Raw genomic sequence first — 15356 nt, 5'->3', positions numbered from 1 at the left:
GGACATTATTATGAAATTCAGGGAGATCAAGGTTGGGTTGATGCTGCTCCTTCCCTGGCAGGAGGCATGGGCGGCAGAGGCGTTTAGTTTTAACCGCGCCCATTTGCACGGCGCCGCGCAGGTTGATCTCCAGAAATATCAATACGGTAATCCACTACACGCCGGACAGTACCGCAGCACGCTCTCGGTGAATGGCCGGGACCTGGGGGAAGAAACGTTTGTTATCCAGGAACACGATGGCCAGCTTGAGCCCTGCATCTCACCCTCGCTGTTCGACGCTCTGCAGCTGAAGGATGCCCAGTGGCCAACCGCGGCCACCTGCCTGCGTTTTTCGCAGATCGATAAGGCGATCGGCTGGGAGTATGACAGCGGGGAAAACGTCCTGCGGGTAAATATGCCCCAGGCGCTGCTGCAACCCCATTATCGGGGGGCGGTGAACCTGAAAAAGGTGGATAGCGGCGTGCCCGCCGCGGTGCTGCGCTACCAGGCCAATAGCTATCAGAGCATCGTCGACGGGGACACCAGCAGCCATCATTATCTCGGGCTGGATGCCAGCCTGCGCGCCTTTGGCTGGCGGTTACATCACCAGTCCAGCTACCAGGCGCAGGAAGGGAATACGCACTGGGATAGCATTGCCACCTGGGCTGAGAGAAGTGTAGTGAACTGGGCGTCCACGTTACGGCTGGGTCAGGGATGGACCGACGGAACCTTCTTTGACAGCGTCAGTTTTATCGGCGGCAGGCTGGCTACCGATGTGCGCATGCTGCCGGGCTCTCGCCGCGGTTTTGCGCCGTCGGTCAGCGGCGTGGCGCGCACCAACGCCCGCGTAACGGTCACCCAGAACGGCGCTCTGTTGTACGAGGCAACGGTTCCGCCGGGCAAATTCACCTTCGACGATCTCTATCCCACCAACGCAGGCGGCGATTTACAGGTGACGATCCACGAGGCGGATGGCAGTCAGGACACCTTTACCGTGCCGTACGCCACGCTGCCTGGCCTGGTGCAGGCAGGCGCGGTCTATTATGATCTGTCGCTGGGCTATCTGGATGAGGACGGGATCGCCGGGCGGCCGGGATTTGGCGAAGCCACGCTGCAGTACGGCTTCAATGACTATATCAGCGGCTATACCGGCGCTAACGCGACGACAGATTATTACTCGACGCTGGTCGGCAGCGCCTTCAATACCTACTGGGGCGCGCTGGCGGTCGATCTTTCCCGTTCTGCGGCGAAGGGCAGGGAGCACGGCTGGCAGGAGGGCTACCGCTGGCGGGTGTCCGCATCAAAATCGTTTACATCCGATACGCGAATGCTGCTCTCGATGAGCCACAGCAACGACGGCAATTATCGCTCCATTCGCGATGCCGCCTGGGAGCACGACCGGCACCCCAACGACTGGCGGGAGATGACCCGCTACAGCGCGACGTTGTCTCAGCAGGCCGGCAGCGGCAGTCTGTCATTTAACGGAATCTGGAGTGAGGATGTCCGCCACCACCGCTGGCGCTCATATCAGCTGGGCTATGCCAACCGCTATGGTCAGCTCAATTATTATCTGTATGCCCAGCAGAGCCAGGATATCCATCACCGCAATAATCAGGTGGTGGGCGTCTCCTTTTCGCTGCCGTTCGGGCAGGCGGGCAGCCTGACCACCCGCTTTAACCACGATAAAAACTACGGCAGCCAGCTGCAGTCCAGCTATACCGGCAGCGCAGGCGAGAAAAACGCCTTCAGCTACGGTTTGACCGCCAGCTACGACATGCCGCGGGAGAACCCAAATGAAGCCAGCGTTGCGGCCAACGGTAGCCTGCGGACGGATTATGCGTACCTGAACGCCAGCGCCAGCGCCGGTCGCCATCAGCAGCAGTACTCGCTGGGGGCGTCGGGCGCCCTGGTAGCGCATCAGGGCGGCATGACCGCCACCCCCGAACTGGGGGAAACCTTCGCCATTGTGGAAGCGCCCGGCGCGGTGGGGGCCCGGGTGGCTAACCGCCTTGGACAGCCGATTAACCGCCAGGGTTTTACGATCATCCCTTACCTCGATCCCTTTACCGCTAACTGGCTGGATCTCGATCCGCAGGGTCTGAACGACCATGTGGAGATTGTCTCCAGCAGCACGACGGTGGTGCCCGATTCGGGCGCGGCGGTGAAGGTCAAATTTGTCACGCGTACCGGCTATGCCTGGTTTGCCCATGTCACGCTGCCGGATGGCGCGGCGCCCCCGCTGGGCGCGGAGGTGTTCGACGACAACGGTCGGGCGGTTGGCGCCGTCGGTCAGGGCGGGCTGCTGTATGCCCGGGTGCCGCAGGACCACGGCAGCGTCTCGGTAGTATGGGGCGAACGCAGCGGGCAACGCTGCCGGTTGGCCTATGCCATCCGCGACGACGCGGTGCAGCAGGTTAGCAGCGGCACGCCGCATCAGGTCTGCCGGCCGGGAATAAAGGAGAAGTAATATGAAAAAAATCATCGCATCAGGGGTACCTCTTCTGCTGGCCGGCGGGTACTGCGCTTCGCTGTCGGCAGCGTGTCAGATGGTCAGTGGCAAAACTATCGAGTATTCAGTGAACGTCAGCCAGGCCAGTATCAACCTTGACGTCAGCGATCTCCCCATCGGCTCCCTGCTATACAGCTACGGAGGGATGATTATCACTAATAACGAACGCTGGGAGATCGCCTGCAGCGGCAGCGAGCCCGGCGGGTTTCAGAGCATTGGCGGTTCCCGGGTCGGCCCGGCGGGAGACGGCAAGCCGGGGGATATCTACAGCATCGACCGCCTGCCGGGCATCGGCTACAGCTTTCAGATGGGGGAACAGGATGGCATTAATTTCGATCCCCTGTTCACGGCCTGGCCTTCCGCGCCGGTATTTTCCGGCCAGCGCGCATTTCAGGCGGAGAATAAAAAACCGACCATCTATTTCTGGCGGATTGCCGATAACGGCGGTCTACCGCTGCCGGGCGAATATTGCCTTAATGATTACCTTGGCGATATTTATCTTGGCGGAGTACAGGCGATGCGCTTCAGCGTCAGCGGGCTCTGTATTCAGGTCAAATCACCCACCTGCAAGATTACTGACGACAGTAAAAACATTAACGTCTTCCTCGGACGGCATAACAAAACCGCATTTACCGGGCTCAACAGCACCACCGCCCCGGTTCCTTTTAACATCAACCTGACGAACTGTGAAAATGTCGGCAGCGTGTTTATGCAGTTTAACGCGACGGTGGACAGCGCTGTCGCCGCCAACGAAGTGATTAAAATCGATGACCAACCTGAAGGGGCATCCGGACTTGGCGTGCAGATCCTCAGTGCCGGCGGCTCGCTGGTGCCGCTAAACCAGGTGAGCCAGGTCTGGTCCGGGAAAAAAGGCAGTCAGACGAACTATCGTTTATCCTATCAGGCCCGCTATATCCAGACGCAGCCCGCAGTGACTGCGGGCGAAGCGAACGCCAGCGCGACCTTCGTGGTGACTTATAACTGATCTGCCTGGCGGCGCGGCGCCGTCAGGCATGCGCCAGTAAAGGAAACATCAACTTCCTGTCTTTAAACAGGTTTTCCTTCTGGTCATAGACGAAGAGGATATCTTCTCCCTCTATCTTCTCATACTCGCCGAGCCGGTCTTCACTGGGGGTAAAACCGAGGATGGCCTGGTAAACGTGGTCATCGGCCAGTTCGTTGACCAGCGTCGACAGGCTCTTACCCACGTCGCAGAACAGATCAAAGCAGATCAGCACCGGACCGTTTTGCATGGCGATGACCACCGCCTCATTTTTTGCCGAGTAATAGACAAAATGCTTCATAAAGGCTGAGCAGTAAAACATCAGCAGGCCAAAGTTATGCTCCACCCGCAGCGGTGAGAACGGGTTGGATTTTTCATAGTAATGGCGGAGCAGGGCGACATCGTCAGGGCTGTCCATATCCAGTTTACGAAAATCACCGGCTCGCGGGGAGACCGGCATAATATATTGATACTCTTCGCTGCGGGTGAAGCCAAATTTGGGGTAAAAATCCACCGTGGTGGGATTGGCGAATAAAAAGAAGGCGTCCGCCTCCTGCTGCCAGTCCTGCAGGATGTGATGGATAAGCTGGCCGGCTAATCCCTTATTACGGTGGTCCGGCTCGGTCATCACGGTGCCAATCTGAATATAACGCCGGGGCTCGCCCTGCCAGCGCAGGTCGATGATGTTGGCCGAAGCGTTAGCGATAACTTTATTGCGTTCGACAAAAGCATAGGGGATATAGGCATCGGTCCAGTAACCTTGCTGATACCACTCTTCAAAAGACAGGTCAAAAGTCTTAACGGCAAGGTCAATGAAGCTTTTTCTTAATGGGTTATTTTCTCTGACTTGCTTCACTAATTGATAATTCATTGTCATAGTTCCTTCTCACAATGGCTTCTGAAAGCGGCGACGTCGGCAAAGGCACTTGCGTCGAATGAGCGCTGTAAACGTAGCATATCTGGGAAAAGGATCAGCAATGTCGATGCTTAACCTTTGCCCCAGTCACAAATAACCGCATGCTGACCGTGTCAGACCGGTCTGAACGGCCTGTTTGCATTCGCTACCGCCATAATAAAGCGTGAGTAAAAGAGGTATTGGTCGAGAGGCTGAGGCAAATGTACTGGCTATTTTATCGACAATCGGCCGAGCCGTAGAGGTTAGGTTTATTTATTTATGCATTAAACAGGAAATTTTACGCGTTGCGTCTAATAATAGAGTAGTCCCCAGCGTAAGGGCTGAATTTATCCTGGAATCGGCTTATAATAACGCGCTTTGTGATTGAGTATTACCGCACGAATTGGAAAAATACTACGTGCAGGATCCGCTACTTTATTTCGCGGTTTTTGCTCAGCTATTATTGAGTGAATTAACAGGATTACTATGTCAAATTTACCCAAATTTTCCCGCGCGCTGTTGCACCCGCGTTACTGGCTGTTGTGGTTGGGAATTGGCTTTTTGTGGCTGCTGGTGCAATTACCGTATCCGGTGATCTACCGTCTGGGAACGGCGCTTGGGCGGCTGGCAATGCGGGTGATGAAAAGCCGCGCGCGGATTGCCAGACGTAATCTCGAACTCTGCTTTCCCGAGATGAGCGCCGCCGATCGCGAGGCGCTGCTGGTGAAAAACTTTGAATCGCTGGGCATGGGGCTGATGGAGACCGGCATGGCCTGGTTCTGGCCGACGCACCGGGTAGCGCGCTGGACCGAGACCAGCGGCGTTAACGAGGTGGTGGAGCTTCTGGAAGAAAAGCAGGGCATTTTACTGATCGGTATCCATTTTCTGACCCTCGAAATGGGTGCGCGAATGTACGGCATGTTTACCCCAGGCATTGGCGTCTACCGGCCCAACGATAACCCGCTGATTGACTGGCTGCAAACCTGGGGACGCTTGCGCTCTAACAAGACCATGTTGGATCGAAAAAATCTGAAAGGGATGGTCAGGGCGCTAAAAGAGGGGGAAATTCTCTGGTACGCGCCGGATCATGACTACGGTCCGGCCAGCAGCGTCTTCGCCCCGCTGTTTGCCGTCGAACAGGCGGCGACCACCACCGGTACCTGGATGCTGGCGAAAATGTCCGGGGCGACGATTGTGCCGTTTGTTCCGCGGCGCAAGCCCAACGGCATGGGGTATGAATTGATTTCCCTGACGCCGGAGCGCACGCCGCCGCTGGCGAGCGCCGAGGTTACGGCGGCCTGGATGAATCAGATTATCGAACAGTGCATCCTGATGGCGCCCGAGCAATACATGTGGCTGCACCGGCGCTTTAAGACCCGCCCGGAAGGAGTACCGCCGCGTTACTGAACGCCTCGGCCAAAAAATAAGCGCATCGGTAGCACGCTTAGTAAATCGCCGTCTATACTGAAAGGGCCTGACTGAAGGCTAATTCCAAGGAGATTGCAGGATGAAAAAAGTGATAGTCGCGTTAGCCCTTTCCGCCGTTGCATTTGGCGCCTCCGCCGCGCAGTTGATTACCAAAGAAGAAGTGAAACACTTCAAACTGACCAAAGTCGGGCCGATCTCGGTGGGGCCGTCCGGTGGCGAATTCTCTTCGCCTTCCGATCTGCACGATCAGCTCTCCAAGCTGGCCGATGAGAAAGGCGGAAAGTACTACGTGATCACCGCTGCGCGTGAGCATGGCCCTAACTTTGAAGCCACAGCGGAAGTGTATAAATAACCTTTTTTAAAGCGTGCCGTATCGGCGCGCAACGCACTGAGCCTGGAGCGCGTTAAGCCTCCGGGCTTATTTTTTTCTGCTATCGGAATTGCCTTAGGCAATAGCGGCAGCGGAAATGCGTTTTTATCGCTATATATAGATTTCATGATCACGATGTTAATGAATTATTGCTTTTTATTATTAATAAAGAGCCAATTCCGGCCTAATGCCTGAGGGAGTGACCCCTGGCAAAAATAGGTAGGACAAATGTGTTATCATCGCGCCTTTCCCTTTTTGTCTGGGGCTTTCTTGTATGCTACAACCTGTTGTTCGCGTCGGTGAATGGCTGGTAACCCCCTCTGTAAACCAAATCAGCAGGAAGGGGCGCCAGCTTACCCTTGAACCGCGTTTAATCGATCTTCTGGTCTTTTTTGCCCGCCATCCGGGGGAAGTGCTTAGCCGGGACGAGCTTATCGAAAACGTCTGGACCCGGAACGTTGTGACCAGCCACGTCGTCACGCAGAGTATTTCTGAACTGCGCAAGTCGCTCAAAGACGGCGACGACGTTAGCCTTGAGTACATCGCGACGGTACCCAAACGGGGGTATAAGCTCACGGTGCCGGTGATCTGGTGCACCGAAGAGGGGGAGGAGCTAGCCCCGTCGATGGAGGCGCTGACGCCTTCGCCGTCGACCGCCGTTCCTGCGCCGCCGGCCGCCGGTGCGCCATCCGACGTCTCTGTCCCTCTCCCTGATGCCGCCGCGCCGCCACCGGCTCCTACCGTGGCCAGCGCGCCGTCAGGCCGCAAGCGCCTCACTACCGCCCTGGTGTGGGGGCTGTTCCTGTTGGCGCTGGGCACCTGCGTGGCGCTGGTGGCGCTGTCGAGCATGGAATCGCGGCCGCCGGTCAACAAGGCGCGTCTGCTGCTCAATCCGCGCGATATCGATATCCACCTGGTGAATGGCAACTCCTGCGCTAACTGGTCGTCGCAGCACTCCTACGCCGTAGGACTGGCCAGCCTGATCACCACCTCGCTGAACACCTTCTCGACCTTTATGGTGCATGACAAAACGGACTACAACATCAATGAACCAAGCAGTTCCGGCAAAACGCTGACCATTGAGTTCGTTAATCAGCGCCATTATCGGGCGCAGCAGTGCTTTATGTCGGTCCAGCTGGTGGACAACGCCGACAGCTCGACGATGCTGGATAAGCGCTACTTTGTGACCAACGATAACCAGCTGACCATCCAGAACGATCTGATGAACAGCCTGTCGGATGCCCTGGCGCAGCCGTGGCCGGCGCGAATGCAGGCGATGCTCAGGCAATATCAGCCCTCGCAAAGCGTGGCGTTAACCTATTTCTACCAGTCGCATCAGCTGTTAATGAAGGGCGATGTCGATTCATTAAGTAAGGCCAGTAGCCTGCTGGATGATGTGATTAAGCGGGCGCCGGATTTTATTTACGCCTATGCCGAAAAAACGCTGGTGGATGTATTGCGCCATTCGCAACAGCCGCTTGACGATAAACAGCTGGCCGCCCTCTACAGTGAATTCGAGCGGGTAGGGGCGATGCCGGGTATAAAAGACATGGCGATTTATTATCAAATAAAAGCGGTGGATTCATTGGGGAAGGGCAAAGTCGACGAAGCAAATACCGCAATTAATAGTGCGATTGATTTAGAGATGTCATGGCTAAATTATGTGCTGTTAGGGAAAGTCTATGAGATGAAAGGTGAGAACCGTCTGGCTGCCGATTCTTACATCACGGCGTTTAATTTACGTCCTGGCGAAGATACCCTGTACTGGATTGAAAATGGGGTTTTCCAGACATCGGTTAACCGAGTAGTTCCATATCTCGACAACTTTCTCTCTTCAGAATAAGTAAACCCTCATCATGTGCAAGGTTTTGGACATGGTGAGGTTAAATTTATGTTTCTCATGAAGCCTCTTGTTGTTATTTTTATTTAGCATTCAGGAGGCTTTAAATAACAGTCAGATAACACGTTCTCCTTCTTCTAACTCACTGTAATTCAACGATGTTTATCTTTTTATGACACCCTGTTGTCATTTTTATATGTTAAGCGAAAAAGGTCAAAATATCATTTGTCTGATGTTTGTTTTTATATCACTTTATCTTTAGGACTTATCTCGTACAAATCAGTAATCTTGTTGGCAGTTGGTCGGGTCAATTAATGGTTCTGTATCATGATCTGTACCTCCCAAATAAACTTAGGAGAAAAACAACCATGAGTTCTGCCAAGAAGATCGGGCTATTTGCCTGTACCGGTGTCGTCGCCGGTAATATGATGGGGAGCGGGATTGCATTATTACCTGCGAACCTGGCCAGCATCGGTGGTATTGCCATTTGGGGCTGGGTAATTTCAATTATTGGTGCGATGTCTCTGGCTTATGTTTATGCCCGACTGGCCACTAAAAACCCGCAGCAGGGCGGTCCTATTGCCTACGCTGGCGAAATATCTCCGGCATTCGGTTTCCAGACCGGTGTCCTTTATTATCATGCAAACTGGATTGGTAACCTGGCCATCGGGATTACCGCAGTTTCTTATCTCTCTACGTTCTTCCCAATTTTAAATAACCCGGTGCCAGCAGGTATTGCCTGTATTGCCATCGTGTGGATCTTTACTTTCGTTAATATGCTTGGCGGGACCTGGGTCAGCCGTCTGACCACCATTGGTCTGGTACTGGTGCTTATTCCGGTAGTCATGACCGCGGTCGTCGGCTGGCACTGGTTTGATGTCGCTACCTATCAGGCGAACTGGAATACCTCCAGCACCACCGATAGCCACGCGGTTATTAAAAGTATCCTGCTCTGCCTGTGGGCCTTCGTTGGCGTAGAATCCGCCGCCGTGAGTACCGGGATGGTGAAAAACCCGAAACGTACCGTGCCGCTGGCTACCATGCTGGGCACAGCGATGGCCGGTATCGTCTATATCGCCGCGACTCAGGTTATCGCCGGTATGTATCCTGCTTCTCAGATGGCCGCGTCCGGTGCGCCGTTCGCAATTAGCGCCTCTACCATCCTCGGCGGCTGGGCTGCACCGATGGTATCCGCTTTCACCGCCTTTGCCTGCCTGACTTCTCTGGGCTCGTGGATGATGCTGGTTGGCCAGGCCGGTGTACGTGCCGCCAACGACGGTAACTTCCCGAAAGTGTATGGCGAAGTTGATAACAACGGTATTCCGAAAAAAGGCCTGCTGCTGGCCGCAGTGAAAATGACCGCGCTGATGGTGCTGATTACCCTGATGAACTCCGCCGGTGGTAAAGCCTCTGACCTGTTCGGCGAACTGACCGGTATCGCGGTACTGCTGACCATGCTGCCTTACTTCTACTCCTGTGTTGACCTGATTCGTTTCGAAGGCATCAACATCCGTAACTTCGTTAGCCTGATTTGTTCGGTACTGGGTTGCGTGTTCTGCTTCATCGCGCTGATGGGCGCAAGCTCCTTCGAACTGGCCGGCACCTTCATCGTTAGCCTGATTATCCTGATGTTCTACGGTCGCAAAATGCACCAGCGCCAGAACAACGCATCGGATAACAACACCACCGCTAACGCGCACTAATCAGCAACCCGTTTTCCTGAGGCTCCTTCCATCACCTGTCATCACGCGACGGGAGGGGCTTTCTACATCTGGAGATTTGACTATGAACGTTATTGCAATCATGAATCACATGGGGGTTTACTTCAAAGAAGAACCCATCCGTGAACTGCATCGTGCTCTCGAACGCCTGGACTTCCGTATTGTCTACCCGAACGACCGTGACGACTTATTAAAACTTATTGAAAACAACTCTCGTCTGTGCGGCGTGATCTTCGACTGGGATAAATACAATCTCGAACTGTGCGAAGAAATCAGCAAAATGAACGAGTACATGCCGCTGTATGCGTTCGCTAACACCTACTCCACTCTGGACGTTAGCCTGAACGATCTGCGCATGCAGGTTCGCTTCTTCGAATATGCGCTGGGCGCTGCGGAAGATATCGCGAACAAAATCAAACAGAACACTGACGAATACATCGACACCATTCTGCCGCCGCTGACCAAAGCGCTGTTCAAATATGTCCGTGAAGGTAAATATACCTTCTGTACCCCAGGCCACATGGGCGGTACCGCGTTCCAGAAAAGCCCGGTAGGCAGCATCTTCTACGATTTCTTTGGCTCCAACACCATGAAATCCGATATCTCCATTTCGGTTTCTGAACTGGGTTCCCTGCTGGACCACAGCGGCCCGCACAAAGAAGCGGAAGAGTATATCGCTCGCGTGTTTAACGCAGAATGCAGCTACATGGTGACCAACGGTACTTCTACCGCTAACAAAATCGTCGGCATGTACTCCGCGCCGGCCGGCAGCACCGTGCTGATTGACCGTAACTGCCACAAATCGCTGACTCACCTGATGATGATGAGCGACATTACGCCGATCTACTTCCGTCCGACCCGTAACGCCTACGGTATCCTCGGCGGTATTCCGCAGAGCGAATTCCAGCACGCGACTATCGCCAAGCGTGTGAAAGAGACGCCGAATGCGACCTGGCCGGTACACGCGGTTATCACCAACTCAACCTATGATGGTCTGCTGTACAACACCGACTTCATCAAGAAAACCCTGGATGTGAAATCCATCCACTTTGACTCCGCGTGGGTGCCTTACACCAACTTCTCGCCGATCTATGAAGGCAAATGCGGGATGAGCGGCGGCCGCGTCGAAGGGAAAGTGATTTATGAAACCCAGTCCACGCACAAACTGCTGGCGGCGTTCTCCCAGGCGTCGATGATCCATGTGAAAGGCGACGTAAACGAAGAGACCTTCAACGAAGCCTACATGATGCACACCACCACCTCTCCACACTACGGGATCGTGGCCTCCACCGAAACCGCGGCGGCGATGATGAAGGGGAACGCTGGTAAGCGTCTGATCGACGGCTCTATTGAACGTTCCATCAAGTTCCGTAAAGAGATCAAACGTCTGAAAGGCGAGTCTGACGGCTGGTTCTTCGACGTCTGGCAGCCGGAGCATATCGATGGTCCTGAATGCTGGCCGCTGCGTTCCGACAGCGCATGGCACGGTTTCAAAAACATCGATAATGAACACATGTACCTCGACCCGATCAAAGTCACGCTGCTGACTCCGGGGATGAAGAAAGACGGCACCATGGATGACTTCGGTATTCCGGCAAGCATCGTGGCGAAATACCTCGACGAACACGGCATCGTGGTAGAGAAAACCGGTCCGTACAACCTGCTGTTCCTGTTCAGTATCGGTATCGATAAGACTAAAGCGCTGAGCCTGCTGCGTGCGCTGACCGACTTCAAACGCGCGTTCGACCTGAACCTGCGGGTGAAAAACATGCTGCCGTCGCTGTACCGTGAAGATCCTGAATTCTATGAAAACATGCGTATTCAGGACCTCGCGCAGAACATTCACAAACTGATTGAGCATCACAACCTGCCGGATCTGATGTTCCGCGCGTTTGAAGTGCTGCCATCGATGGTGATGACCCCGTATGCCGCGTTCCAGAAAGAGCTGCACGGTCAGACGGAAGAAGTGTATCTCGAAGAGATGGTCGGCCGCGTCAACGCCAACATGATCCTGCCGTATCCTCCGGGAGTGCCGCTGGTGATGCCGGGTGAGATGATCACCGAAGAGAGCCGTCCGGTGCTGGAGTTCCTGCAGATGCTGTGCGAAATCGGCGCCCACTATCCAGGCTTCGAAACCGATATCCACGGCGCCTATCGTCAGGCGGATGGTCGTTACACCGTTAAAGTGCTGAAAGAAGAGAATAACAAGTAATAGACGCACACCAGGGAAGTGGCTTGCCACTTCCCTTTTTCACGCTGCAAGGAGAACACATGAAAACACCCTCACAGCCGCGCGCGATTTACTACATCGTTGCGATCCAGATCTGGGAGTACTTCAGCTTTTACGGCATGCGCGCCTTACTCATCCTTTACCTTACCCACCAGCTTGGCTTCGACGACAGCCACGCCATCAGCCTGTTCAGCGCTTACGCATCTCTGGTTTACGTTACCCCTATTCTCGGCGGCTGGCTTGCCGACCGCCTGCTCGGCAACCGCACGGCGGTAATTGCCGGGGCGCTGTTGATGACCCTCGGCCATGTGGTGCTGGGCGTTGAGTCGACCTCCGCATGGAGTTTGTACGTCGCGCTGGCGATCATCATCTGCGGCTACGGCCTGTTTAAATCCAATATCAGCTGCCTGCTCGGCGAACTGTACGCTCACGACGACCCGCGTCGCGACGGCGGTTTCTCGCTGCTGTACGCCGCCGGCAACGTCGGCTCGATTGCCGCGCCCATCGCCTGCGGACTGGCGGCGCAGTGGTACGGCTGGCATATCGGCTTCGCCCTTGCGGGGATCGGTATGTTTATCGGCCTGATGATTTTCTTAAGCGGCAGCCGCCACTTCCGGCATACCCGCGGCGTCGATAAACCGGCGCTGCGGGCGGTGAAGTTCGTGCTGCCGACCTGGGGCTGGCTGCTGGTGATGCTCTGCCTGGCGCCGGTATTTTTCACGCTGCTGCTGCAAAACAACTGGTCCGGCTATCTGCTGGCGATCGTCTGCCTGTTCGCCGCCCAGATGGTGGCGCGGATCATGATCAAAGCCCCGGAGCATCGTCGCGCGCTGTGGCAGATCGTCCTGCTGATGCTCGCCGGAACGTTGTTCTGGGTGCTGGCGCAGCAGGGCGGAAGCTCGATTAGCCTGTTTATCGACCACTTCGTCAATCGTCGTCTGCTGAACTGGGACGTGCCGACCGCGCTGTTCCAGTCAGTTAACGCGATAGCGGTGATGGCGGCCGGCGTGGTGCTGGCGTGGCTGATGCGCCCGGAAGGCAGCGTGCGTTCTGTGCTGCGCGTCTGGCTGAAATTTTCTTTCGGCCTGCTGCTGATGGGCGGCGGCTTTATGCTGCTGGCGCTCAATGCCCGCCATGGCGCGGCTGACGGTCAGGCCTCAATGGGCATGATGGTCGCCGGGCTGGCGATGATGGGCTTTGCCGAACTGTTTATCGACCCGGTGGCGATGGCGCAAATCACCCGTCTGAACATGCCCGGCGTCACCGGCGTATTGACCGGCATTTATATGCTGGCCACCGGCGCGGTGGCCAACTGGCTGGCGGGCGTGGTCGCCCAGCAAACCACCGAATCGCAAATCAGCGATACGGCGATTGCCGCCTATCAGCATTTCTTCGCGCAGATGGGCGAATGGACCCTTGGCTGCGTGGCGGTGATGGTCATTATCGCCTTTGCCGCGGCCTGTAGCGTCGGCAAACGTCGTGCGGCTGCCGGTGAAATTACCGGCGGCGGCGCCTGACGCTCGTCCCGGCTCGTGGCGTAAACACCTTGTCCGGGCCGCGATTCGTAGCCCCGGTAAGCGCAGCGCGACCGGGGACATTACCTCAACAGCGGAGCGCGAAGTCGCTCCTTGCACAGCTTAGTGAACAGGAGGAGGATATTCTGGCATGCGCGGAGGCCAACGATAAAAAATACCGTTACTGAAGCCATAGCTGAGTGAGATCAGCTTGGAGTGAATCCAGGATCGTTAAGATTGTGCTCTGGTGTCTTCCCAGAGACAGGCCGCGCGGAAGGGTGACCTGGTTCAATTTATCGAAGCTAGTTTGAAAGCAAGGTTATGAGGAATCCATATGTCTGAACAACAAGCACAAGGTGCCGATGAGGCCATTGACCTTAATAATGAACTGAAAGCTCGTCGCGAAAAACTGGCTGCGCTGCGTGAGCAGGGCGTAGCTTTCCCCAACGATTTCCGTCGCGATCATACCTCTGACCAATTGCATGCTGAATTCGATGCGAAGGACAACGATGAACTCGCTTCCCTGAACGTTGAAGTTGCGGTGGCTGGTCGGATGATGACCCGTCGCGTGATGGGCAAAGCCTCCTTCGTCACCCTCCAGGACGTCGGCGGCCGCATTCAGCTGTACGTGGCGCGCGATGACCTGCCGGAAGGCGTCTACAACGAACAGTTTAAGAAATGGGACCTCGGCGATATCATCGCCGCCCGCGGCAAGCTGTTCAAAACGCAAACCGGCGAACTCTCGATCCACTGCACCGAGCTGCGCCTGCTGACCAAAGCCCTGCGCCCGCTGCCGGATAAATTCCACGGCCTGCAGGATCAGGAAGTTCGCTATCGCCAGCGCTATCTGGATCTGATCGCCAACGAAGAGTCGCGTCATACGTTCCGTATCCGTTCGCAGATCCTCGCCACCATGCGCCAGTTCATGGTGGCTCGCGGCTTTATGGAAGTCGAAACGCCGATGATGCAGGTGATCCCAGGCGGGGCGTCCGCCCGTCCGTTCATCACCCATCACAACGCGCTGGATCTGGATATGTACCTGCGCATCGCGCCGGAACTGTATCTGAAACGTCTGGTGGTTGGCGGTTTTGAACGCGTGTTTGAAATCAACCGCAACTTCCGCAACGAAGGGATCTCGGTACGCCATAACCCAGAGTTCACCATGATGGAACTGTATATGGCGTATGCGGACTACAAAGACCTGATCGAACTGACCGAGTCGCTGTTCCGCACCCTGGCGCAGACGGTGCTGGGCAAAACCGAAGTGCCGTATGGCGACCAGGTGTTTGATTTCGGCAAGCCGTTTGAAAAACTGACCATGCGGGAAGCGATCAAGAAACACCGTCCGGAAACCAACATGGCGGATCTGGATAACTTCGACGCGGCGAAAGCGCTGGCGGAATCTATCGGTATTCAGGTAGAGAAAAGCTGGGGGCTGGGACGCATAGTTACCGAAATCTTTGACGAAGTGGCGGAAGCGCATCTGATTCAGCCGACCTTCATCACCGAATACCCGGCGGAAGTTTCTCCGCTGGCGCGCCGTAACGACGTCAACCCGGAAATCACTGACCGCTTTGAATTCTTCATCGGCGGCCGCGAAATCGGTAACGGTTTCAGCGAGCTGAACGATGCCGAAGACCAGGCGCAGCGCTTCCAGGATCAGGTGAACGCCAAAGCGGCGGGCGATGACGAAGCGATGTTCTATGACGAAGACTACGTGACCGCCCTCGAGTACGGCCTGCCGCCGACCGCGGGTCTGGGTATTGGTATCGACCGCATGGTGATGCTGTTTACCAACAGCCATACCATCCGCGACGTGATCCTCTTCCCGGCCATGCGTCCGCAGAAGTAATCCATTGCACTCCCT

The 15356-nt window shown here is 55.6% G+C and carries 10 protein-coding genes; 9 read left to right on the top strand and 1 reads right to left on the bottom strand.

Translation table 11 applies throughout. The features are described 5' to 3' along the window. Positions 1–10 precede the first annotated feature (10 nt). Both KB892_RS19270 and KB892_RS19265 read left to right on the top strand, forming a co-directional pair. On the top strand, positions 11–2446 hold the full coding sequence (locus tag KB892_RS19270) for a fimbria/pilus outer membrane usher protein (RefSeq protein WP_002892386.1): 2436 nt from the start codon (positions 11–13) through the stop codon (positions 2444–2446). Between the two features lies 1 nt (position 2447). Then, a complete protein-coding gene (locus tag KB892_RS19265) occupies positions 2448–3473 on the top strand; it encodes a fimbrial protein (RefSeq protein WP_002892389.1) in 1026 nt (341 codons plus the stop codon). A gap of 22 nt (positions 3474–3495) precedes the next feature. Here KB892_RS19265 and KB892_RS19260 read toward each other — a convergent pair whose 3' ends face one another. Next, positions 3496–4362 (bottom strand): GNAT family N-acetyltransferase, encoded by an 867-nt coding sequence (locus KB892_RS19260; protein WP_002892397.1) that lies wholly within the window; start codon positions 4360–4362, stop codon positions 3496–3498. A gap of 510 nt (positions 4363–4872) precedes the next feature. Between KB892_RS19260 and KB892_RS19255 the strand changes: the two genes are divergently transcribed. The 7 genes from KB892_RS19255 (at position 4873) to lysS (ending at position 15341) form a co-directional block, all read left to right on the top strand. Beyond that, the gene (locus KB892_RS19255) at positions 4873–5793 is read left to right on the top strand and encodes a Kdo(2)-lipid IV(A) acyltransferase (RefSeq protein WP_002892400.1); all 921 of its coding nucleotides are present in this window, start codon (positions 4873–4875) and stop codon (positions 5791–5793) included. 100 nt (positions 5794–5893) lie between these two features. Beyond that, positions 5894–6166, top strand: a complete 273-nt coding sequence (locus tag KB892_RS19250; RefSeq protein ID WP_002892402.1) for a YdgH/BhsA/McbA family protein — start codon at positions 5894–5896, stop codon at positions 6164–6166. A gap of 292 nt (positions 6167–6458) precedes the next feature. Beyond that, complete coding sequence (gene cadC / locus KB892_RS19245) at positions 6459–8027, top strand: lysine decarboxylation/transport transcriptional activator CadC (protein WP_004151794.1); 1569 nt, start codon at positions 6459–6461, stop codon at positions 8025–8027. Positions 8028–8392: 365 nt separating this feature from the next. Further along, positions 8393–9727 carry a cadaverine/lysine antiporter gene (gene cadB, locus KB892_RS19240; RefSeq protein ID WP_002892484.1) on the top strand — a complete coding sequence of 445 codons (1335 nt, stop codon included), beginning with the start codon at positions 8393–8395 and terminating at the stop codon, positions 9725–9727. An 82-nt stretch (positions 9728–9809) separates the two neighbouring features. Continuing rightward, complete coding sequence (gene cadA / locus KB892_RS19235; protein ID WP_062955045.1) at positions 9810–11957, top strand: lysine decarboxylase CadA; 2148 nt, start codon at positions 9810–9812, stop codon at positions 11955–11957. Positions 11958–12016: 59 nt separating this feature from the next. Then, positions 12017–13492: a dipeptide permease DtpD gene (gene dtpD / locus KB892_RS19230; RefSeq protein ID WP_004151795.1), complete on the top strand. Its 1476-nt coding sequence runs from the start codon at positions 12017–12019 to the stop codon at positions 13490–13492. A 331-nt stretch (positions 13493–13823) separates the two neighbouring features. Continuing rightward, positions 13824–15341, top strand: coding sequence for a lysine--tRNA ligase (gene lysS / locus KB892_RS19225; RefSeq protein ID WP_002892491.1), 1518 nt, complete (start codon positions 13824–13826; stop codon positions 15339–15341). The last annotated feature ends 15 nt before the right edge of the window (positions 15342–15356 follow it).

Origin of the sequence: Klebsiella sp. P1927 (assembly GCF_018204675.1) — a bacterium.
In the GTDB taxonomy this organism is placed as follows: Bacteria; Pseudomonadota; Gammaproteobacteria; order Enterobacterales; family Enterobacteriaceae; genus Klebsiella; species Klebsiella pneumoniae.
Note: the sequence above shows the minus strand (reverse complement) of the source record. Positions and strands in the feature narration are given on the sequence as shown.

Excerpts from the sequence above, each read along its gene's own strand:
- cadC (WP_004151794.1), top strand. The coding sequence starts at position 6,459 with ATGCTACAACCTGTTGTTCGCGTCGGTGAATGGCTGGTAACCCCCTCT.
- cadA (WP_062955045.1), top strand. The coding sequence starts at position 9,810 with ATGAACGTTATTGCAATCATGAATCACATGGGGGTTTACTTCAAAGAA.
- KB892_RS19250 (WP_002892402.1), top strand. The coding sequence starts at position 5,894 with ATGAAAAAAGTGATAGTCGCGTTAGCCCTTTCCGCCGTTGCATTTGGC.
- lysS (WP_002892491.1), top strand. The coding sequence starts at position 13,824 with ATGTCTGAACAACAAGCACAAGGTGCCGATGAGGCCATTGACCTTAAT.
- KB892_RS19270 (WP_002892386.1), top strand. The coding sequence starts at position 11 with ATGAAATTCAGGGAGATCAAGGTTGGGTTGATGCTGCTCCTTCCCTGG.
- KB892_RS19255 (WP_002892400.1), top strand. The coding sequence starts at position 4,873 with ATGTCAAATTTACCCAAATTTTCCCGCGCGCTGTTGCACCCGCGTTAC.
- KB892_RS19265 (WP_002892389.1), top strand. The coding sequence starts at position 2,448 with ATGAAAAAAATCATCGCATCAGGGGTACCTCTTCTGCTGGCCGGCGGG.
- dtpD (WP_004151795.1), top strand. The coding sequence starts at position 12,017 with ATGAAAACACCCTCACAGCCGCGCGCGATTTACTACATCGTTGCGATC.
- KB892_RS19260 (WP_002892397.1), bottom strand. The coding sequence starts at position 4,362 with ATGAATTATCAATTAGTGAAGCAAGTCAGAGAAAATAACCCATTAAGA.
- cadB (WP_002892484.1), top strand. The coding sequence starts at position 8,393 with ATGAGTTCTGCCAAGAAGATCGGGCTATTTGCCTGTACCGGTGTCGTC.